The sequence below is a fragment of the Bradyrhizobium sp. 2TAF36 genome, from assembly GCF_052114925.1.
Lineage (GTDB): Bacteria > Pseudomonadota > Alphaproteobacteria > Rhizobiales > Xanthobacteraceae > Bradyrhizobium > Bradyrhizobium barranii.
This window is the reverse complement of record NZ_JBFRFR010000148.1, coordinates 1-20,109: the sequence shown is the minus strand read 5'-3', so window position 1 is coordinate 20,109 and position 20,109 is coordinate 1. Positions and strand designations below refer to the sequence as shown.

19 protein-coding genes and 1 pseudogene are annotated in these 20,109 nt (G+C 59.1%); 8 read left to right on the top strand and 12 right to left on the bottom strand.

Going from position 1 to position 20,109, the window contains the following annotated elements; genetic code table 11:
* The 6 genes from AB4Z51_RS42680 to AB4Z51_RS42655 form a co-directional block, all read right to left on the bottom strand.
* The coding region (locus AB4Z51_RS42680; RefSeq protein ID WP_441499447.1) for a transposase at positions 1-83 on the bottom strand (83 nt) is incomplete at its 3' end.
* Between the two features lie 511 nt (positions 84-594).
* Positions 595-939 (bottom strand): tyrosine-type recombinase/integrase, encoded by a 345-nt coding sequence (locus AB4Z51_RS42675; RefSeq protein WP_441499566.1) that lies wholly within the window; start codon positions 937-939, stop codon positions 595-597.
* A gap of 2 nt (positions 940-941) precedes the next feature.
* Entirely contained in the window at positions 942-1,556 is a 615-nt protein-coding gene (locus tag AB4Z51_RS42670) for a hypothetical protein (RefSeq protein WP_441499565.1), read from the bottom strand.
* A 652-nt stretch (positions 1,557-2,208) separates the two neighbouring features.
* Entirely contained in the window at positions 2,209-3,204 is a 996-nt protein-coding gene (locus tag AB4Z51_RS42665) for a group II intron reverse transcriptase/maturase (RefSeq protein ID WP_441499564.1), read from the bottom strand.
* Complete coding sequence (locus AB4Z51_RS42660) at positions 3,116-4,105, bottom strand: reverse transcriptase domain-containing protein (protein ID WP_441499563.1); 990 nt, start codon at positions 4,103-4,105, stop codon at positions 3,116-3,118. The genes AB4Z51_RS42665 and AB4Z51_RS42660 overlap by 89 nt, the downstream gene beginning before the upstream one ends.
* A gap of 1,047 nt (positions 4,106-5,152) precedes the next feature.
* A complete protein-coding gene (locus AB4Z51_RS42655) occupies positions 5,153-6,190 on the bottom strand; it encodes an IS110 family transposase (RefSeq protein ID WP_085398136.1) in 1,038 nt (345 codons plus the stop codon).
* 329 nt (positions 6,191-6,519) lie between these two features.
* On the opposite strand from AB4Z51_RS42655, the gene AB4Z51_RS42650 reads away from it, so the two are divergent.
* Positions 6,520-7,284: an IS110 family transposase gene (locus tag AB4Z51_RS42650; RefSeq protein ID WP_441499562.1), complete on the top strand. Its 765-nt coding sequence runs from the start codon at positions 6,520-6,522 to the stop codon at positions 7,282-7,284.
* Here AB4Z51_RS42650 and AB4Z51_RS42645 read toward each other — a convergent pair.
* Positions 7,267-8,823 (bottom strand): ISL3 family transposase, encoded by a 1,557-nt coding sequence (locus AB4Z51_RS42645; protein ID WP_441499561.1) that lies wholly within the window; start codon positions 8,821-8,823, stop codon positions 7,267-7,269. The genes AB4Z51_RS42650 and AB4Z51_RS42645 overlap by 18 nt on opposite strands.
* 142 nt (positions 8,824-8,965) lie before the next feature.
* Here AB4Z51_RS42645 and AB4Z51_RS42640 point away from each other — a divergent pair.
* Together AB4Z51_RS42640 and AB4Z51_RS42635 are read left to right on the top strand one after the other, a co-directional pair.
* A pseudogene (locus AB4Z51_RS42640) lies at positions 8,966-9,832 on the top strand (IS110 family transposase); the annotation flags it as partial.
* Between the two features lie 442 nt (positions 9,833-10,274).
* Positions 10,275-13,073, top strand: a complete 2,799-nt coding sequence (locus tag AB4Z51_RS42635) for an autotransporter outer membrane beta-barrel domain-containing protein (protein WP_441499560.1) — start codon at positions 10,275-10,277, stop codon at positions 13,071-13,073.
* A gap of 672 nt (positions 13,074-13,745) precedes the next feature.
* On the opposite strand, the gene AB4Z51_RS42630 is transcribed toward AB4Z51_RS42635, so the two are convergent.
* Together AB4Z51_RS42630 and AB4Z51_RS42625 are read right to left on the bottom strand one after the other, a co-directional pair.
* Positions 13,746-13,946: a hypothetical protein gene (locus AB4Z51_RS42630; protein ID WP_135217174.1), complete on the bottom strand. Its 201-nt coding sequence runs from the start codon at positions 13,944-13,946 to the stop codon at positions 13,746-13,748.
* A 143-nt stretch (positions 13,947-14,089) separates the two neighbouring features.
* Complete coding sequence (locus AB4Z51_RS42625) at positions 14,090-14,431, bottom strand: hypothetical protein (RefSeq protein WP_135217175.1); 342 nt, start codon at positions 14,429-14,431, stop codon at positions 14,090-14,092.
* Between the two features lie 389 nt (positions 14,432-14,820).
* Between AB4Z51_RS42625 and AB4Z51_RS42620 the strand changes: the two genes are divergently transcribed.
* From AB4Z51_RS42620 to AB4Z51_RS42610, 3 genes are all read left to right on the top strand, one after another.
* Positions 14,821-15,141, top strand: a complete 321-nt coding sequence (locus AB4Z51_RS42620) for a hypothetical protein (protein ID WP_441499559.1) — start codon at positions 14,821-14,823, stop codon at positions 15,139-15,141.
* Between the two features lie 129 nt (positions 15,142-15,270).
* The gene (locus AB4Z51_RS42615) at positions 15,271-16,161 is read left to right on the top strand and encodes a hypothetical protein (RefSeq protein ID WP_135217177.1); all 891 of its coding nucleotides are present in this window, start codon (positions 15,271-15,273) and stop codon (positions 16,159-16,161) included.
* 278 nt (positions 16,162-16,439) lie between these two features.
* Positions 16,440-17,294 carry a hypothetical protein gene (locus tag AB4Z51_RS42610; RefSeq protein ID WP_135217178.1) on the top strand — a complete coding sequence of 285 codons (855 nt, stop codon included), beginning with the start codon at positions 16,440-16,442 and terminating at the stop codon, positions 17,292-17,294.
* 314 nt (positions 17,295-17,608) lie between these two features.
* Here AB4Z51_RS42610 and AB4Z51_RS42605 read toward each other — a convergent pair whose 3' ends face one another.
* The 3 genes from AB4Z51_RS42605 to AB4Z51_RS42595 form a co-directional block, all read right to left on the bottom strand.
* A complete protein-coding gene (locus AB4Z51_RS42605; RefSeq protein WP_135217179.1) occupies positions 17,609-17,833 on the bottom strand; it encodes a hypothetical protein in 225 nt (74 codons plus the stop codon).
* A gap of 455 nt (positions 17,834-18,288) precedes the next feature.
* Positions 18,289-18,516 carry a hypothetical protein gene (locus AB4Z51_RS42600; protein ID WP_135217180.1) on the bottom strand — a complete coding sequence of 76 codons (228 nt, stop codon included), beginning with the start codon at positions 18,514-18,516 and terminating at the stop codon, positions 18,289-18,291.
* Positions 18,517-18,579: 63 nt separating this feature from the next.
* Positions 18,580-18,819 carry a hypothetical protein gene (locus tag AB4Z51_RS42595; RefSeq protein ID WP_135217181.1) on the bottom strand — a complete coding sequence of 80 codons (240 nt, stop codon included), beginning with the start codon at positions 18,817-18,819 and terminating at the stop codon, positions 18,580-18,582.
* A gap of 470 nt (positions 18,820-19,289) precedes the next feature.
* Here AB4Z51_RS42595 and AB4Z51_RS42590 point away from each other — a divergent pair, with 470 nt between their 5' ends.
* Positions 19,290-19,754, top strand: a complete 465-nt coding sequence (locus AB4Z51_RS42590; protein ID WP_441499558.1) for a hypothetical protein — start codon at positions 19,290-19,292, stop codon at positions 19,752-19,754.
* The gene (locus tag AB4Z51_RS42585; RefSeq protein ID WP_208088059.1) at positions 19,751-19,978 is read left to right on the top strand and encodes a hypothetical protein; all 228 of its coding nucleotides are present in this window, start codon (positions 19,751-19,753) and stop codon (positions 19,976-19,978) included. The genes AB4Z51_RS42590 and AB4Z51_RS42585 overlap by 4 nt, the downstream gene beginning before the upstream one ends.
* Positions 19,979-20,109 lie beyond the last annotated feature (131 nt).

Below are 20,109 nucleotides of genomic sequence, written 5' to 3'. Positions count from 1 at the left end.
CACAGATCGGCGACCGACACGCCGGCCTCATGCTCCTTCAAGATCCCGATGATCTGCTCTTCCGAAAAGCGGCTGCGCTTCATGCTCTGGTCCTTGTCGTGGGCCAGAACGAACTTCAAACTGGATTAAACCCGCGGGGCAAGGTCACTCCCTGCCGGAGATCGCCTTGGACGGTGAAGGTTCTTTTCCTCTTCCCGACGACGACGAAGAATCCCTTCAATTCGGTGTCGCGGGCTAGATACCAGCCTCCTTCGGGGTGGGTAACTGAGCGATGCTCTTATCGCTCAGGGGCATGCGAATGTCGTTCATTGGGGGGAGCCAGTCGACTAAAACGGTTTTCAAACGGTGTTGGCGAACCGAGGTGTTTGGAGGTGTGGGTTCGAAGTACTGCGAAGCTATGCGACAAAACCCTGTAAAACAAAGGGCTTCTGAAGGTTCGTCGTAGCGTAGAGCAGATTTAGAAATGGCAGCGAAGCGCTGGTTTTGAACTCTTAATCAGCGGGTCCCAGGTTCGAACCCTGGTGCGCCCACCATATAAATCAAGCACTTAGCATCTGGCTTGGTAGAGTAGGCGACCTCGTTTTACAGGTCGTTTTACAGTTCTGTTCTCGCTTCGAGCTTGAGCACCGCAGCTTCTGCAAGCTGAATGTCGCGACCAAGATAGTGCGCATCCAGAATGCTCTCGACGTCCTTCAACGAGTGGCCGGTCACAGCCGCGATCTGCGGTACGCTGGCGCCAGCGATCGCCAGCCGAACCACTGCGGTGCCCCTCAAATCGTGAAACGTCAGGTCGCCAATGCCCGCCCGTTCGCAGGCCTTTGCCCACGATGTTCGAAAGCCGTCGGAAGTCCAGGGCCGGCCGAGCGTGTTCGTCAGGATAAGAGGTCCCCGACGCTGCGTGGTGTCGAGCAGAGCTCTCAAGGGAGTGCCGGCAGGCATCACTACGCGGCCCCGCCTTTCGACTGGCGGAGACGAATATGAGGGCTCTCGTAGGCTGACCAAGGTAAGCGCAAAAGATCGCCTTGTCGTTGACCGCTCCATAAAGCCAAGATCAGCGCCAACCTGATCTCTTCAGATGCAACTGATAGAACTGCGGCAATGTCCTGCTCGGTCCAGATATTGTCTCGGCGGTCTGCGACGTAGAGCCGACCACCACGCTCGCAAGGATTGCTGGTGATAATGCCGCGATCTTTCGCGAAGGACAGAATGCGCGCCAACACCGTCCAGGCGAGATCAGCCTTGCGCGGCGTGTTGGCGAATTTGTCGCGCCAGCCTTTGAAGTCGCCGCGAATCCTGTGATCGGCGAGAGCGGCGATCGGCAGGTCAGCGAATTCATCCTCAATGAGCTTGATGTACCTCAAATAGTCACGGCGGGTGGACGCCGCGATCTTGGTGAATTCCGGTGCCGCTTTGTATCGTGCGATGACTGACACGAAGGTGCCGGCCCGAGGCTGCCATAAGTTCGAATGCGCCTCTTGGTATTGCTGGATAAAGTCTGGCGTGCCTGGCTCTGCTTTGATCTGGGGACCGCCGCGATAGGCGTAATAGTACGTCATTTGGCTCGCCGCTTGAGAGCGTCACCTTTACTTTATGTATGCCTTCGAGATTGACGCGCACGCTTCGCTCTCCACTCGTCCAGGGCGGATGCTGCATCGTCGGAAGTTTGAGTGATGGGTAATCCGCTCAGCGAGTCTAACGCGAGATCAATCGCTTTCAAGTCCCATCGCGATGTGCCAGAAAGTGCGGAAGGTAGTCTTCCGATCCTTGCCCAGTTTGAGAAGGTGCTAACGGACAGACCACAGTATGAGGCAGCTTGGTCGCGCGACACCAGGCGCTGGCCAATATTGCCCCTAACAGAATCCATCAGAATTATCCAGTCGTGACAGCACCGTGCCAAGGCAATTGGAAGATCGCACTTTCGTCGGCTGGCGCAACTGCAAGCACCGGCACGGAGATCAAGCCGCCGCCTTGTAGGAATGCGATCACGCAAGAGGAATCAAACTCRATCAGGCGGCTCACATTGTCTTGAGATGCGACGAAATCGTTCGAGGGCCGAAGATGGAATCTTGGATCGGCTCACTCTCCGCGGCTGTCTTATTTGATCCTGATTTCGTACGCGTGCGGCTGTCGCCGCATCTGGCTCTCGTGAACCGAGCCGCGTCCGCGTCTCGGTAGGGTAGGCGTGGGACACCTCCGCGGAGGATGTCCCTACGCCTCCCCCCAAACCGTGCGGGCACCTTTGCGATGCACACGGCTTTCCATATGCGTATGCTCTCGATTGGAGACGGCCACCCGGCACGACGGGCACAGGACGATCGTCTTGCGCCGCCAACCGGACCGTTTCCAGACTATCAGCGACCCACTCTGCAGGTCTCGCACGCGGCGGAGGTGATGCATCTCGAATGGTCCTGTCGTACCGCCACATGCTTCGCATCGGCGAGCATGCAGGCGATCGATTAGGTCATTCGAGTTTGTGACCCACCACGCGCCTCTTGTGAGATCGTCAATTCCTTGACTTATCCAAAAGGTTCGCGTGAGGTGCTTCAGTCTCCACAGTTTGATCGTGCGAAGCTTGCCTCGGACTACGGAGGACACCTCGTAATCCGACCCTTTCCACAGACGGGCCATGATCTGTGCCCTCGTCGTTCGATGGCGCAACGCCAGCGTCTTGATGAGGCTGCGGAACACAACGAGCTCCAGCACTCCCAAGGCACGTTTGTTGTCATCGGCAAACGAGTAGTAGTTGGCAAAACCACGGAACTCTGAGTTATAGGCGAGCACGGTCGCAGTGTCGCTGGTGACCAAGAACTGCTCACGAGCGCGGCCGGTCTTCCTGGCGAGGTCGCCATAGCCATGCCGTTTGCAGAACTCGGTTATCCGCTTGCGTGGCACACGCAGACTGATATTGCCGGTAGTCGGCCGACGCGTAACGCGCCATGTCCGTGCTGCCGGTCCCTTGCGGTTGGACTTTCGTCCACCCCCGTAGGACGTGTACGCCACAATGCGGTAGCCGAGGAAGGTCACTCCCTTTGAGGCGGCCTGAATCCCACTCTTCTCGGGCGAGATCGCGAGCTTCAGCGTCTCTGTCAAGAATCGCTCGACAGAGGCCATGGTCTCACGAGCCTCCTCCTTGCTGCCGATGATGCCGATCAGGAAGTCGTCGGCGTATCGACAGTAGCGGAGCCTTTTGAAGTTGGGGTCCATGGGATCGACGGGAAGGTAGTTTCCGTCTCTCCTTATTAATGGCTTTGATCTCTGCCATTGCGGCATTGATCTCGGCCAGTTCCGCGCCGTTGGCGCGCAGCCGCTCAATCTTCCGGCGGAGGCCAAGGACGCGCCTTTGCAACGCCGCATAGGGCGGGAATGCGCGTCGGTCGCGGCCTCTATCGAATCCCGCCCTCAACGCCTGCATGTGCTGATCCAGCTCATGCAGATAGATGTTGGCGAGCAAGGGCGATACGACTCCGCCCTGTGGTGTACCGCTGTATGTGCGTCCATAGACCCAATCTTCCATGTAGCCCGCTTTCAGCATTCCTTCGATCAGACCGATGAATCTGTCATCATCGATCCGCTTCTTGAGAAGCCTGAGCAGGACGTCATGATCGATGTTGTCAAAGAACCCACGCACGTCCACTTCGATCAGCCACTTGCAACCCGTCCAAGTCTTCTTGATGAGATTTAGCGCGGTGTGACAGGACCGCCTGGGGCGGAACCCATGCGACTCATCCAGGAACACAGATTCATAGATTGCCTGGAGGATGGTCCTGACCGCCTCCTGAACGAGTCGGTCCTCCACCGTGGGAATTCCCAGCGGTCGTGTCTTGCCGTTGCCCTTCCGGATGCAAACCCGGCGGACAGGTCGGAAGCGATATGTGCCCTCTGCCACGCGACAAGCGAGGTCGGCGAGCTTCGCCAGCGACATGCCGTCGAAGGTCTTGCCGTCAACACCGGGCGTCAAGGCTCCCTTATTTTGGGAGACCTTTTCGTAGGCCCGCTCGAAGAGAAATGGAGATCTCATCAGGCGGTGAAGGCCATTGATCCGCTTGCCCGACCGCGACAAGGTCGGAAGTGATTCAATTCTCCTCTGGATGGTAACGGCCTGCATCAGCAGAACCTCTCCGTTGAAGAATCTCTTCTACGCATACTGCATATGCCGTTGTTAGCGGCATCGTCCTTCCCCCGATCGGAGGCGCTTTCGAACCGGTCACCCGGCCTTATACGCGTGATCGTCCGCCTCGCGGCGGCTGTCCCGGCCGTTACGCCGGGCATTTGGGTACTACGACGGCTCCGTCGCCATACAGGTTCGCGAACGAACCTGCTGCAGGCGATCCCGTAGTTGCGTGTGTAGGGGGTTACGGTGTGTTTAGGTGTCCCATTCGCTTCCTTGACCCTCCGACGGAGGTCGTCCCACGCAGACTGGTGGCGGATCGCACTGGCCGGTGCGATTTGCCCCGCGTGGCGTAGCGTGTCAGCCGCGTTCGCTACCGCCAGCCCTTTGGCAACTGGAAACTGGGATTCAGGCAATACAGCTTCAACCATGCACACCTTACCTTGTGCTCTCCACCGGGCTGCGGCGCCCGATTTCGAGACGTTTCCCGACATGCTCTGGTCCCGTTCCTCTTTCGAGGTCTCAGTCGTTTCCGACACCGGTAAGTCGGGCAGATAAGAGCCAAACCAGTAGGCTCTATTCTTTCGAACACTCCCTTCTTCTTCACGCCACAACGGCGCACGCCATCCGGCTTCGATCCCTCGCGCAAGCAAATATAATGTGTCGCTCGCCGGAGGCACTCGCACGAAGGGCTGCCGCTTCGCGGCACCGCTATCACTGCCCGTCGCGCGGGTGCCTTGTTAACCGGTCTTCTCTAACCGGGGTTGGGACGTCAAGTACCAAATCTGGTCTAATTACTGCATTGTGGCTGTGCCTTCCGACCCTACCGTGGCGTCAAAGCGATCCGGCGATCGCGCTTCTCTTCGAGGTCGGGATTCCCGCCTCATGATGATGTTCGTGAAGAAGTGGCGGGACCATCTCGGGAACGCAGTTACGAAGCAATCGGCTCGCGCTGCAGACCGGTTATCACCCTCGCCATTCCTCGTCCTGCCGGACTCCTTGACAGCCTTTCGGCCGTGTTCTGCTGATCAGTTCATTCGGGTGTCAGGCTGCCGCTGCGGCCTCCGATCTCTCCCACCGGAAGTCGCTGCCGTCGCACCACATACGGTGCAGTATGACGGATATCTTGCGAGCCACCGCGACCAGCGCATTTTTCATGGAACTGCGCTTAGCGATGCGGATGCCCCATGCCTTTAACGAGCACCATCGTCTGGTGTTGACCATCAATGAGTGCGCCGCTTCAAAGAGATGTTCTCGAGCAAAGGCATCGCCGCATCGGGTGATGCGCCCGTTGTAATCGACCTCTCCGGATGCGTATTTGCCTGGGGTCAGTCCAAGATGGACGCCAACATGCCGTGATTTACGGAAGCGGCCTGGGTCATCGATGGTCGTCTTGAATGCTAATGCTGTCAGGGGGCCAACGCCAGGAACTGTCATGAACCGGCGGCAAATAGCATCGCTCCGAACCAGGCGCCCAATCAGGCACGCCAACACGCGCGCTTGTTCGCCGAGGATGCGCCGGGCTTCGAGCAATGGAACGACGAGGGCCTGTAAATCTCCGTCAGCCACGATCAGCTCGCGTACACGTTCTTCAAAGCGGCTTTGGCCGATAAGGCCCACTTTGAATCCGAAGGTTCGAAGCGCCGCCCGAATATGATTGTTGAGGTCGCGTTGCTTGTCGAGCAGGCACCGGCGACTGCCCATCAGCGCTCGTAGCTTTTGGCTGGCTTCAGATTTGATGTGAACCGCCTTAAACCACCCTGTTCGCATCATTTGCGCAAGCGCACGAGCATCGTTGCGGTCCGTCTTGACGGTCTGAGCTTGCATCACGCTCTTTGCGTGCCGGGTCTCAACACAAATGACTGGTAATCCGCCTCCCGAAAGTCCCTTGTGCAGCCAGGAAGAACATTGACCGGCTTCCAGCCCAACGCGCTGCAGAGCGAAGCGGGTATTTCTCAGCCAGGAAATTAGCGCCTCGGGTTCTGTATCCGTCACTCCTTCCCTGACGATATTTCCATCTTGATCAACGATGCAGATCGCGGTGCGCCTCAAAGACACGTCGAGTCCAGCGAAGTAATTCATCAGGATCTCCAGTTCATCTTGTTGGGCGAATCGATCGACGTATTATGCGCCCGAGAAGCCGGTGCCCGGTTACTTCATCTCGCGACTGCACTCGGTCCCGGGTCCCGCCGCGTACCGCGTCGGCGCTATGCTGACTCTCCTGCGGGTGCCTCTTTTGATTCTCTCACTCTTGCTCTTGTTCTCACCTGCGTTGACTTGCTCAACATTCCGACGCTTGAGATCTAAGTCCGTATGTCCTTTAGCGCCAGCATAGCGGCGCCACCGGTCTCCGTCACAGTCGAGCCGCCGCCGCGTATGAAGGCGCGGCGGCTCGACATCGGAGGGTGCAGATGCAGAAGGTTCTTTACGTAGGGCTCGACGTTCACAAAGTCAGCATTTCGGTAACGGTGGCAGAAGACGGACGCGAAGGAGCGGTCAATTTCATCGGAGCCGTACCAAACACGCCGGCAGCGCTATCCAAGCTGAGCAAACGCTTGCCCAAGGACGGCCATCGACTGGAGTTCTGTTACGAAGCTGGCTTTTGCGGCTATGTCATCTATCGCCAGCTGAACACGCTGGGAAACGGTTGCACTGTCGCCGCAACATCCATGATCCCGCGCAAGCCGGGGGAACGGATCAAGACTGATCGCCGCGACTCCCAGAAGCTGGCAATTTTGCACCGCTCTGGCGACCTCACGCGGGTATGGGTCCCAGACGAGGGACATGAGGCCATGCGTGATCTCATCCGGGCTCGGATAGACGCATCGATGCACCTCATGCGGGCGCGACAGCAATTGCTGGCATTTTTGCTGCGCCACGGCCGCGCCTACGATACCGGCAAACACTGGACTCAACGACACCGCTCGTGGCTTGCAGGCCAGACATTCGATCAGCCCGCGCACCAGATTGTCTTCCAGGACTATCTAGAAGCAGTTTTGACACCCCTGGAACGGCGCGACCAACTCGTCGGCCGCATCAGCGCCATAGCTGCCGATTGGACGATGGGACCTCTCGTGGAAGCGCTACGCGCGTTGCGAGGGCTTGATTGTCATTCGGCCTGCAATATTGGCTCTGACGCAATTTTGGTGCAGCTCCGATTATTCTGCACCGATTAGCCTGGCCTGAAGGAGATCGATTTTCCCGCGACCGTACATCTGCCTTCTCACGAGCTTGAGGCGGGTGATCTGACCTTCAGTCTGTCCGTTGGACCAGGGCGAAGTGATTGCCGCCCGAACCGYCGCTTCATCCTTCGTGACGCCGCTGGCGAAGGAAGTCACGAGACTGGCGCGRGCGCGGTCGATCCACGGCGTGAGCCCTGCTTCGGCTCTGCGTCGGATCATCAAGTGGAATTCGGCGATGATCTCGCGAGCCTCGACCAAGGATGGTACGCCAGCTTCGATTGCCGCGACCGTGACGGTCTCTGCTTTCGTGAGCAGATCTCCGCCGATTGTCATGAGGCGCGCGATCGTTCTGGCCGATGGAATCCGCTGAAGGTTTCGTGCGTCGGGCTTTTCAGCCCTTCGTCTGCGGGKCGCCCACTCGCTGATGACGCGGAGCGAGCCTCTGAAGCCACGCGCCGTTAAACGACGCCAAAGTTCAGCCCCGTTTCGGCAGCCGGACGCCCACTGATCGTCGAGCCACGGCAAGTGTAAGTCCAACGAACTTTGCCGGGTCCGGAAGACATCGTGTCGTTCGCCGCGAATCGCCTGCCGTACCAGCTGCCTGCTGTGACCAGTCTGACGCACGATCTGCTTGATRGGTATGCCATTCTTCGACAGAGCCAGGATAGCCGCATTGGTCTCCTCGCGGCGCAGATAACCCTCATACTGGATCCGCTCTGCGGCTGTTAGCAGCTTGGGATCAATCGTGGTCGCGCCGATCACTGTGCGTATCTGGCGCATCGATTTGCGAACGGCATCGAGGAAGGCCCGACTGGCGTTCTCCATCAGATGCCAACGATCTGCAACCTGTACCGCATGCGGTAAGGCTCTTGCTGTCGCTTCGCCATATCCCCCACCACGGTCACGGGCAACGATCGCGATCGTGGGATGAGCAGCGAGCCAGGCTTGGGCAGTTGCGGGCTCCCGATCCGGGAGCAGGGTGACTACTCGGCGCCGCTCCAGGTTGCAGATGATGCTGGCGTATCTGTGGTTGCGCCGCCAGGCCCAATCRTCAATGCCGATAACCCTGAGCGGATCAGCTGGCGGACGGCTACGGCGTCGGACCACGCGAAGGAGCGTATCCTTGCTCACCGGCAGCATTAGCCGTTTTGCGAAGCCTGCTGCCGGTCGACCGCCAAGTGCCAGACCGAGGTGATGGACGATAGAGTCCAGCCTTGCCGTGCGTCGCGCCGACGGTGCCAGCACCCCTTCGGCGAAGCGCTCGGTGAAGATTTGGCGCCCGCATAGGACGGCGCCGCAACGGAAGCGACGAGCAATCACCAGAAGCTGTACGATCCGCCCCGAAAGGGGAAGATCAGTCACACGACGCCGGTATCGGCTATGGACGCGTCGGGAAACCGTTCCGCAAGATGGGCACAGACCAATGCTTCCCGACGCCCGGACCGCAATAACAGCCTTATCACCTTCGTAGTACGCACTCTCTACAACAAATCCACTCGGCACCAGACTGGAGCGCTGGAGTGCCTGCTGCATGGCGCTGATTCTCCCCCAAATCAAAGCGCCAGACATCCCTCGAACTGCATCAAAATTGATGGTGTGGAACGGCCCTTCGAACCGGCATCAAAAGTGCCTAACGTGGTCGCTTGGAGAGGCGCCACAAAGGAAGGACCGTTCCATGGAAAAGATTATCACGGTGGGTTTGGATTTGGCCAAGTCGATCTTTCAAGTTCACGGCATCGCCGAAAACGGAGAAGTTTTGGTTCGGCGCACGTTGCGACGATCGCAGGTGTTGCCATTCTTTCGAGGACTCCCCGCCTGCTTGGTAGGCATGGAGGCTTGTGCGAGTGCACATCACTGGGCGCGCGAGATCGCGGCCTTGGGCCACTCGGTCTGCATGATGCCGCCAGCCTACGTGAAGCCCTACGTCAAACGAAACAAGACCGACATGGCGGATGCTGAAGCCATTTGTGAGGCGGTCACCCGCCCGACAATGCGGTTCGTACCGGTGAAGACCGTCGAACAACAAGCAGCCGGCATGATTTTGCGAACGCGAGAGATGTTGATGAAGCAGCGCAGCCAGACTGCAAATGCCCTGCGCGCTCATATGGCCGAGTTGGGCATCATCGCGGGGACAGGCATGGCAAGCATCGCGAAGCTCCTGGTGCTGCTTCGCGATGAAAGAGATAACAGGATCCCCGGCGCCGCCCGCTTTGCCCTGATCCAATTCGCTGAACAGATTGAGCTACTTACAACCCGCATAGAGAAGCTTGACAGGGAGATTATGGTTGTCGTCAGAAAGGATCCAGATGCTAGGCGTCTGATGAGCATACCCGGTGTCGGTCCTCTCATCGCAGCTACTGTTCGGACATCGGTCTTGGATCCTCGTGGCTTTGCGACCGCACGAGATTTTGCGGCTTGGACGGGGCTAACGCCGAGGGCACGGTCTAGCGGCGGGAAAGAAAGGCTCGTGGCGATATCAAAACGTGGAAATCGGCAACTCCGGACGCTCTTGATCGTCGGCGCGACCTCGATCATCAAGCTTGTGATTGGGCGATTGCTTCCGCGGATATCATCGTGGCCAGCGGCCGGGTGCCGCGTTCAAAGGCCGGACATATGACCGCACCGTCATCCCTTGTTCAACCAGAGAAAGATCTTGCAGCCCGGGCCGTTCCACATATGAGTCAGAGCCAATATTGCAGGCCGAATGACAGGCCCGGTCGCAGTTCCCGCCAGCGTTCGGATTGGGGCAGCGGGTTAAGGTGTGGCTCACAGTGAGCCATTTTTGCAACATCTCAAAATAAAGAATCTCTTAGCACCGCTCTTCACAATTGAACCGCGATTTCGGGCCCAACTCCCTAGCTCAGGCTTAACCTGTACGAGCCTCACAGAAACTGGAACAGGTTTCAGTGACTTTTTGCGTTCCCCAAATCGTGGGTACTCGGCCGCGGCGAACAATTTGGGCGAGCGGCCTATTTGCCAGCGCATTGCTGGTCATTGGTTTACCTGCTCACGCGCAGACAAACTGGACCGGAGTTACATCGACCGACTGGTTCACCGGGAGCAACTGGAACACCGGTGTCGTGCCGACGAGCGGGACCATTTTCCTAAATACGATCACGCCCAATCCAACAGTGGTTTCTGGAGGAGCAGCTGTTGGCGATATTCTTGAAGTCCTGAACGGCGCGTTGACAATCCAGAACAACGGGACAGTGAACCTTTCCGTTGGCGCCGATATCGGTGAGTCTGTCGGGTCTCAGGGAGCAGCGACGGTCACCGGCGCCGGTTCAACCTGGAACAACGGCGGCTTGCTTTCCATCGGCACCATCGGCACGGGCACGCTGACCATCGCAAATGGAGGGGCGGTTAGCAACACGAACGGCTTTGTCGCGTTTGCAGCAGGCTCGCAGGGTGCGGTAACGGTCACTGGTGTGGGCTCCAACTGGATCAATTCGATCGCACTTTTCGTCGGTCGCTTCGGCACTGGCTCGCTTACCATTGCCGACGGCTCCACGGTGAGCGTTGCTGGCGGTGGCGGTACAGCTTTTGTCGCCAATCAGTCGGGTTCGAATGGAAGTTTGAACATCGGTGCAGCGCCCGGCAGCGCAGCGGCTGCGCCAGGCACGCTCAATGCGGCTATGGTTGAATTCGGGGCTGGCAGCGGCACGCTCAACTTCAATCACACCGCTAGCAACTACGTATTCGCGTCGACGGTTACTGGCAATGGTGCGGTTAACGTGCTTTCGGGAACGACCACTCTTGCGGCCGCCAACACCTATACCGGCGCGACCAATGTCAACGCGGGCACTTTGAATGTGACGGGTAGCATCGGTTCTAGCGGAACGCCCAGCGGTGCTATCAATGTCCTCGCCGGCGCGGCGTTGAATGTCGGGCCAACGGGCTCGATCAATATCGGCACTAATAACTTGGCCAATGCAGGGACGGTAACGGTCGCCGCGGGTGGCTCAATCACTGACGACCTTATCAATTCTGGCGTCGCAAACAATGCGGGTACGTTGACAGGTCCGGTTAATAATTTTGGTATGTTCAACAACAACGTGGGCGGCACTGTCTCGGGCCTTCTGACCAACAATTCTGGCACCACGACGAATACCGGTGCGCTCAATGGCGGTGCAGTCGTCAACGGCGGACTGCTGATGGTCGACGGCACAGCGGCGGCCGTGACAGTCAATCCTGGTGGCACCCTCGCCGGCCACGGCATCGTCGGCAATACCACGATCAACGGTGGCGTGCTTTCACCCGGCAACTCGATCGGGTTGCTCTCCGTACAAGGTAATCTCGTATTCACGGCCGCCGCGAGTTATTTGGTCGAAGTCTCGCCGTCGAACGCCGACCGCACCAATGTGACGGGCACGGCGACGCTCGGTGGCGCCACGGTCAACGCCGCTTTCGGAGCCGGAACCTATGTGGCGAGGCAATATACCATTCTCAACGCCGGTGGCGGCGTCAGCGGGACCTTTGCGGGTCCGGTCAACACCAATCTGCCGGCGAATTTCAAACCCAGCCTGAGCTACGACGCCAACAACGCTTATCTCAACCTGACGCTGAACTTCATCCCACCCCCGAGCGGTGGCCTCAATCAGAACCAGCAGAACGTCGCCAACGCGATCGTCGGGTTCTTCAACAGCAATGGTGCGATTCCCCTAGTGTTCGGTGGGCTGACCCCGGCAGGCCTCACCCAAGCCTCGGGTGAAGTCGCTACCGGTTCGCAGCAAACCACCTTTGATGCGATGAACCTGTTTCTGGGCCTTTTGACCGATCCGTTCATCGCGGGTCGCGCCGATACCCTTTCGGCGGGGGCATCGTTGGGCGCCTCGACCTACACCTCGCAAGACAAGCCGCGCTCCGATGCAGCAGCCCGCGATGCCTATGCCGCGATATATCGCAAGGCTCCGGTCATAGCCGATCCGTTCACGCAGCGCTGGAGCGTGTGGTCGGCCGGTTATGGCGGCTCGCAGACCACCGACGGCAATGCGGCGCTGGGATCAAACAGTACAACCAGCCGCATCGCGGGTGGTGTCGTCGGGGCCGACTACCGGTTTTCGGCGTTCACGCTGGCAGGCTTTGCGCTGGCCGGTGGCGGAACTAACTTTAGCGTTTCAAACGGTCTTGGCTCCGGCCGCTCCGACCTATTTCAGGCTGGCGCCTTTATCCGGCACAACGTCGGTCCAGCGTATCTCTCCGCAGCACTCGCCTATGCCTGGCAGGACATCACCACCGATCGCACCGTGACCGTCGCAGGCATCGATCAGTTGCGCGCGCAGTTCAACGCCAATGCGTGGTCCGGGCGCCTTGAAGGCGGCTATCGTTTTGTCAGCCCGTGGATGGGGATTGGCGTTACGCCTTACGCAGCGGGCCAGTTCACGACCTTCGATCTGCCGGCCTATGCCGAGCAGGCCGTCATCGGCGCCAATACCTTCGCACTCGCCTACGGCTCCAAAAGCGTCACCGCCTCGCGGAGCGAACTGGGTTTGCGCACTGATAAATCCTTTGTGGTGCAGGATGGCATCTTTACTTTGCGCGGACGTGCGGCTTGGGCTCACGATTTCAACACTGACCGGGCTGTCGGTGCGACGTTCCAGACGCTGCCGGGCGCATCCTTTGTCGTCAACGGTGCGGCCCAGTCACACGATGCTGCGCTCGTCACGGCTTCCGCCGAAATGAAATGGCTAAACGGGTGGTCTGCGGCCACCACCTTCGAAGGTGAATTCTCCAGCCTGACGACAAGCTATGCCGGTAAGGGCGTCGTGCGGTATGCTTGGTAGACTGGGAATTGGTGGATTTGGCAGCCGTGGCGCCGGTGCTGACTACACGAACAGAACTGGGCGACTTCTCCAATACATAGCGATGCTCTTAGTTCACTATTGCACTCCAACCTCGAGGCACGAGAATCGGATGATTCTCGTGCCTCGTGCGCAACATTGCGCAGTCCACAATATTTCCTAAGTTCAAAACTGGGTGCCCGTTCTTGGCGGGCCTGGCGCTCCAGCTCGGTCGACGCCAGAGGAACGCGCGACCGGGCTGCACTCTCTATCGGAGGATGGTTGAACAGTGAGGAAGCTCGCGGCGATTTGTGCTGAGGTGAGTGTCGAGATTCTGCCGGTAGCGGCAACAGTAAGAGCGGCCCAGACGACGGCGCTGTCGAAGCTTCAACAAATCCTCGAGCATCGCGACGAGGGGTAATGCGACGTTCACATCCTCGGCCGGGACGCCGTCGCAAGACGCGGACGTTCTGTCCGCTGGGCTGTACCGGGTTTCTTCCTCGCACGTAGACGCTGGATCTCCGGGATCGAAAACGATCGGCATGTCCGCGCCGTCGGGGCAGCGCAATGTGACCGTCGCTATTGAAGTTTTTGGGCTCGGGCAGGTTGGCTCACTGGTGGCCAGGGCGCGCGTCTCGTCACGGGGAGGAGGCACATTCTCCGGCGCCGCAGTCCTCACAGCCAATGCGCCGGCCACGCTGAAGGCCAGCGCGGCTGGCAGCGGGCGGGTGCTACTTCCGGCAAGGCCGGCGTTGCCGCGAAATCCTCATTGGTGCAGAGCGTCACGCTGGCCTTCCAGACCCGCTGCTTCCCCGCGACGCGGGGCGTGCTGACCACGACCGTGAACCTGGGGTCATCGGCTGGCACGGCGATCATGTTCAAGATGCCGGGGGGCGCAACCGCACGAGCCGGCCTCGCGGGTAATGCTAGGTCGTCGTCACAGGCGGCCGGCGCCCTCAATGCCGCCGTTGTCCCGACGTCGCTGGCGCTATCAGCCACAGCTGCTGTAATCAGTCGGGCTAGAGCGTCTGTCGCCGGACGGACATCTCTGGAGGCGGCTCTAAGCTCTCCAGCGGCTCGAGGGGCGGGCTGTCGGCCATCGCGTCCATCACGGGCCGCGCCAAATCCCAGGCGACAAGCGCCGCATCGGTTATTGCCAGAGCCGCTCTGGCTGCTGGAGCGACGGTCCGGACCGCAACAAGCGGCGGTATGGTCGGCCGTGTAGCCATGTTCGGGCGCGCTTCGATGTCCGCGGCGTCTCGCGCGATCGTTCCTGGCACTGTTGTGGAGATGATCGCGCGCGCAACGACTGCCGTGAGAACATTGGGAAGCACTTCGGCGCGAACCTCGCTGTCCGCCAAGACCGCGCTTCAGACCAAGACGTCGATGCAACTGGCCACGCTGCGTGCGTTCCTTGTTGCCGTCACCAAGACGACGAGCACCGCCCGTGCCGCCACTGTGGCCAGCGCTGCGCTAGCAACGTCCGGAGCGGTGAAGATTGGCACGGTCGCGCGAGCGACATTCTCGGGCTCCGTTAGCCTTGTCGCGAAGGCCAAGACCGCAGCTGCAGCCAATGTCGACAAAGCGATCACGCCGCTCTTTGGTCGCGCTGTTGTGAGGGCCTCGGCGCGCGCTACTGTTCCTGCTGGCGCCGGTCATCCCGACGCCGGTCAATCCGCGGCCGGGCCGGCTCAGCCGCCTCAATGCATCGCTGCTAAAGGCTTTCGGCGAGGATTTCGACATCCTGCCGATGATGCCAGCGGTCGACGTCAACAGCCGGTCGCAGGCGGACACCTCACGGGCGCAGATTCTGGACATCTCGGGCATCTGGGATGGCCCGACGACGTCAAGGACGCCGCACGCTCGCGGCTCGCTGCAAGACGACAACGCGCACAACTGGAACGCATCGTATCCGTCGGCGAACTTCGACGATGGCCTCGTCGCCGGCGTCCGGAAGGGTGACGTGCTGACCCGCAGGCTGGACAGTGCGGTCTACGAAATCGTGCGGGTGGTCCCGAATGGCTTCGGCCGCACGACACTGCAACTGTCGAAGCGCAAGCGGGCGCATTGAGAGCCCGCACGTTGTGGATCGCTTCGCGCGTCCTATCTTAAATCGAGCGCGGCGCACGTCGTCACACTCGCACACCCTGGGCGACGGCGGATGTAACCGCGCCCAAGGGTCTGTTTGGTTGAGGGACAGATGGCAAGGCAACTCCGGCCCCAGGACGAGGACAGCGGCTGCTCATCCGAGCCTGTCGATACCTCCGTGCACCGCTGGGCGCGAGAGCCGTGCCCTCGGAAGCTTCAGCCCATCCTCGACGGCCTCGAGATTGATGCGCTCGACGAAAGCGCGCGCCTCTATCTACAACGGCAACTCTACATCGGCAGTCTATTCGACCAAGATCGCATGGGGCACGTTGTTATGACCTTGCGGTGCATCACGGAGTCGGAAGGAAATGAAGGCGCGCTCTCCGAGATGAACTTGCGAGCCGTTTCCGGCACGATCGGGCCATTCGAGGATCGCGGCATCGCGCTCATTGAGGCTTTCGACCAGATCCCGCTGCTCAGCGTTTTTGAACAGATGAGGGCGCTGGAATATTTCTACGTGAGCGAGGCGCAGGCCGCGTTGGAGCGCATATTAAAGCACAAGCTGCGACGCCTCCTGCCTTCGCCTCCGCCCCCACCGAGCAAGGAGGAGATCCGCGAAGCGAGGAGGCGGGCGAAGGAGGATGCCAGGCGGGCCCTGAAAGAGACAAACGGCCGGATCGTTGCTCAAAAACTTGAACTTGGCAGGAGGCTCGCAGCGATCCTGGACAACACGCCGAGCAATACCAAGTTCGGTCGTCTCGCTCGCCATCAGTTCGATCTGCGAGATCCCGCGGAAGTCGCGGAGGTGATCCGGGTGTGGAAACGCTACGGCGATCGTCCGGACATCACCAAGAAGGTGCGCAACTGGCGAGTTCTCCTGGCGTTATCGAGCCCGTCGCTGCAGGTGCCCGTGCGTCGACAGTTCGAGACGAAGATCCTGGCGGGCGAGAACGTGACGGCGAAGTCAATTGCCGCCAAAGCGGCCACGCGGAAGACCGGCTGACCGAACAAGGGCTGCCTTGGGATAGTGGCTGTCAGTCACTGGCGCTTCTAAAGGCGCGGCAGTATTTAATATTGCATCATTATTTTTGTCATTTAATTTATTGACATGCTTTAATGGCGAGGTAAGATTTTCTAAGCACGCTAGAGTAGAGAAGCTCCCCGGCACGCTAGCCCCCGACCTCTTACGCGGCCCTCCGCTCCGAAACCGGCGGCGGAGTGCTCAGCCATAAACCTGGAGACCAAACTTGCACTGACAATCCTATTGTATGGAGCTGCCGAATGAACCTTCAGTCCATTGCAAACCGGATAACTAACGCGGACCTCTCGTACGTGCTCGGAAGGTTTAAAACGGTCCGAACCGCCTATAGCGGTGCGCGAAAGCTGGCGGCCCTTGGAAGCCCGACCATCTCCGACGCCAGAGACACTCCGACGCTTTTTCCCGGAGCCGACATTTCCCAGATCGTGCAAGCCATTCGTGAAGAAGCTGTATTCATCGGCATGCAACTCCCGCCTTCCGTAGTCGCCGAAATTGAGGCATTTGCGAAATCTGAGCCTCTTCACGCCATTTACGATCCTAAGGGTCCCACATTCAAATATTCAGACGTTGTTCGAGGGAAGTGCATCGACGGAAGGACTATGCCGATCGGAGGGATAACCGATCCCGCGCGTTGCCCCGCGGTGCAGAGAGTCATCGACGATCCGGCGCTACGAGCGATTGTGCGGCAATATCTGGGACATGAGCCGCGCCGAATAATGACCATACTCGATTGGAGTTTTGCATCGGACATCTCCGACGAACAGCGGCGTAAGCTGAAGCACCATGTCATCGACTATCATTACGACGTCATGGGCTACAATTTCGTCTACGCCAGCTTCTACATAACAGCCACCGACCGCTATTCTGGTGCGCATGTCATGATGAAGCGATCACACAATCGCAAGCCGCTTCGCATGCTGATAGGCTCGGTCAGGGCGAGTGAAGCTGATGTACGACGGCAATATGGAATCGAAAACGAAGTCGTTATCGAAGGTCAAGCGGGTCTGGGGTTTGTTCAGGACACGTCTTGTTATCACCGCGCGTCGCCGCCAACTCAGGGCGACCGGTTGATGCTGGCAGTTCGCTTTATAAATTAGGCGACGATTAGCAAGATCTGGGAACGCCTAGATGCAACGAGATCCCGCCGGGAACATGCTCGCTTGTTTTGAGCGGTTGATTGGGCAGATTGGACCGGCCGATCGCGCTGGTTCTTGCTTCAATGTTGCGACCTCAAAGCTAAGTCGAACCTACATCACTAAGCCCGTCGGGTTGTAGGAACGCGGGACGCCCAGCGGTGATTAAATGGTGTTGGGCTCGTCCCAGAGCTGGTGGAGCGGCCTTGGCTCCCCCCTTAAAACACCTCCCGGTCGGGGATCGTCTCCCCATGAACCGGCGAAAATGTTGGGGTTCACTAATCTGGTCGAAGCTTGTACCGATGCTGCAGGTTGCGTTCGGTTTTCCTCACTGCGTCCTGAATGCGGGGAATATCGGCACCTTCTTTGGCGCTGGCTATCAGAGCCCATTTGCCGCCACCGCGCTCTATGTGAGCAGAGACCACATCTTTCGTACCCGGTAAGGCGTGAATTTTCTGAAGTGCGATAAGCTCCAGATCCTTCGCCAAAATAGATGTTTTCATCGCGGCCTTCCTCGGCCCGCCTCAGGCCAAACCCATTTGGCCTACACTGGAGAGCAGCCTTTAGGGAGACGGTCCCGGCCGGGAGGCGTTTGAATGTAAAGCCGGGGCCGCTCCGCTAGCTGAGGGACAAGCTCAGCAACAATTTAAGCAACGTGGGGCGCTCCGCGTTCCTAGTGAACTATCTTGATCCGCCCTTTCATCATGGGGAAAACGCGGTGGTGGGCTGAAGGACCCAGGCCCGCTGGCGCGCGTTCGCGCATCATGTTGCGGAGGTCAGGAAGCTCTTTATGGTCTTGGCGACGGCTACGGTCGCAAGTCCGCAAACAGATGGAGACCCTTCGCGCGCCGTCGCACTACCTTTGCTCATCCCTGCCGCAAATCAGCGCCTCGCCAGCGCGGCGTTGCTGACCACGGCAGGCGTCGCCCCGGGGAGCGGTGTCAAGAGACTATATATGTCAGTCAACCTTACGACGGCGCTTAACGAGCCAATAGACACCGTAGCCAATCGCGAGCACCGGAAGGCCAGCGCCAGCAATCGGTCCGGGGGCCCCCTCATACTTTTTCACTTGGCCGGGCGCGTTTTCGCAGTTGCCATTGCCGTTGCAGGCCAAGGCGGGAGGCGCAGAAAACATCAGGGTGAAGGCCAAAGCTGCCGTTGGCAGAGTACCGAACGCGATTTTCATGGTTTGGCTCCATTATCGCGGATTTAAAGATCAATTAAATCTTATTTAATTGCATTTGTCACATTAAATCGAGCGGCCAAGCCGCCAGCGGTACCGCGTCCCATCACGGCGCACGACATGGCGCTCGGCGCTCTTGTCGATGCCGCTCGCGATGCGGTCATAGAAGGTTCGATGGGGCAGCATTTCGCGGTGGAAGTTCGTAATGGAACCGGGCCCGTTCTCGAAGTTACGGCCACTTTCAATTCTAAGATTTTCAGAAAGCAATGATGAGGCCTCAGTCTGCGGCCTCAGGCGCGGCGCCAAGTGCCCGGTCAATCAGCGATCGGACGCGCCGGACGGCAAGCAGACCAAGGCGGGCCTCTATTTTTCCGGCCTTCGCTGTGTCGCCAATCGTGAATAAATAGTGCCACAGGCCCGAAGCTTCGTCCTTTCTTACCGCGTAAAAAACGCCTCGGTGAAATCCTTCGTGCTCAGTGGGCAGTTTCGTGCGGCTGGCCATGGTTTCACGCGATGATGCTCAGTCTGTGAACCCGCAGCTTGCAATCATGGGGCTAACCGAAACACGGAATGAGCAAGGGCTGGGGGTCCGCGAGACGAGGGGGCATGCTCGATTGCTGAATGCGCGACGCGCCTTATACGAGGATCATCAAGGCCATCATTTCGACTTCGCCTTCAGCCCCATCTCGACCAGCCGGCGTACGGCCTCGGGACGGCCCGGCAGGTCATCTTGCTTGCGGCGCCAGCTGTCCAGGTCTTTGAGGAATTCAGCGGTCATGCGAACGGTGATCGCCTCGCTTTCAACGGGTGGGCGACCTCGCTTCGATTTTTTAACGTTATTTATTGTTGACGTCATGAATTTATATCTTAGCACGCCACCCTTAAACACGTCTGAAAACAACATCACCGATCCGGTGTACGCCGCGATCGAGAAACATCGTCGGGCAATGCGGGAGTTTGCCGAGGTGCTCCGCGTACTCGTTCCCGGCACCCTCAGTCCCGATCCAAAGAAGGCGGATAAGTACGGTAACCGAGAAATAAGGGCTACGGACCGCCTGGTCTCCACGGTGCCGATAACCATGCATGGCCTGCTGGCGCTCGTGACGTATGTCAACAGCGTGTCGGACGGGAGGGATCGTGTCGACGGCAGGCACGACAACTGCTTTGATGAGTCGCTCCACGATGTCCTCGCCATCGCCGAAAGGTTTCTGGCTGAGCAAATCGGGAGGGCGGCGGCATGAAGAACCGTCCCGCTGCGGCCGCAGAGGCCGGCGATGCACTGTACGAACTCCGTCAAATGACAATCGTCAGCATTCGAGTACTGGATGGCTTGGGTGAGCCGTTCCGCCAAGCCTATGAAGAGGCCCACGAAGCGCTGTCTTTCTGTCTTCACGACATTCTAGCGCGCACGAGCAAGCTTGAGGATGATCTGCTGCGGGCTGAGCCCAAGGAAATGGCGCAGTAGCGGCGCCACCACAGAACGCTGCCATAGAACCATAAGCCCGGCCTCGCGCCGGGCTTTTTCATGGAGGCCGACGGGCAGGATATTCCGCCGCGACAAAACCGGAGATTCCAGCGTTTTTATCGCGCCATGGA

Bases quoted from the DNA above. Each gene is read 5' to 3' on its own strand.
- AB4Z51_RS42675 (WP_441499566.1), bottom strand. From the start codon at position 939: ATGCCTGCCGGCACTCCCTTGAGAGCTCTGCTCGACACCACGCAGCGT.
- AB4Z51_RS42670 (WP_441499565.1), bottom strand. From the start codon at position 1,556: ATGACGTACTATTACGCCTATCGCGGCGGTCCCCAGATCAAAGCAGAG.
- AB4Z51_RS42665 (WP_441499564.1), bottom strand. From the start codon at position 3,204: ATGGACCCCAACTTCAAAAGGCTCCGCTACTGTCGATACGCCGACGAC.
- AB4Z51_RS42660 (WP_441499563.1), bottom strand. From the start codon at position 4,105: ATGCAGGCCGTTACCATCCAGAGGAGAATTGAATCACTTCCGACCTTG.
- AB4Z51_RS42655 (WP_085398136.1), bottom strand. From the start codon at position 6,190: ATGAATTACTTCGCTGGACTCGACGTGTCTTTGAGGCGCACCGCGATC.
- AB4Z51_RS42650 (WP_441499562.1), top strand. From the start codon at position 6,520: ATGCAGAAGGTTCTTTACGTAGGGCTCGACGTTCACAAAGTCAGCATT.
- AB4Z51_RS42630 (WP_135217174.1), bottom strand. From the start codon at position 13,946: ATGATCGCCGTGCCAGCCGATGACCCCAGGTTCACGGTCGTGGTCAGC.
- AB4Z51_RS42620 (WP_441499559.1), top strand. From the start codon at position 14,821: ATGATGCCAGCGGTCGACGTCAACAGCCGGTCGCAGGCGGACACCTCA.
- AB4Z51_RS42615 (WP_135217177.1), top strand. From the start codon at position 15,271: ATGGCAAGGCAACTCCGGCCCCAGGACGAGGACAGCGGCTGCTCATCC.
- AB4Z51_RS42610 (WP_135217178.1), top strand. From the start codon at position 16,440: ATGAACCTTCAGTCCATTGCAAACCGGATAACTAACGCGGACCTCTCG.
- AB4Z51_RS42605 (WP_135217179.1), bottom strand. From the start codon at position 17,833: ATGAAAACATCTATTTTGGCGAAGGATCTGGAGCTTATCGCACTTCAG.
- AB4Z51_RS42600 (WP_135217180.1), bottom strand. From the start codon at position 18,516: ATGAAAATCGCGTTCGGTACTCTGCCAACGGCAGCTTTGGCCTTCACC.
- AB4Z51_RS42590 (WP_441499558.1), top strand. From the start codon at position 19,290: ATGCGAACGGTGATCGCCTCGCTTTCAACGGGTGGGCGACCTCGCTTC.
- AB4Z51_RS42585 (WP_208088059.1), top strand. From the start codon at position 19,751: ATGAAGAACCGTCCCGCTGCGGCCGCAGAGGCCGGCGATGCACTGTAC.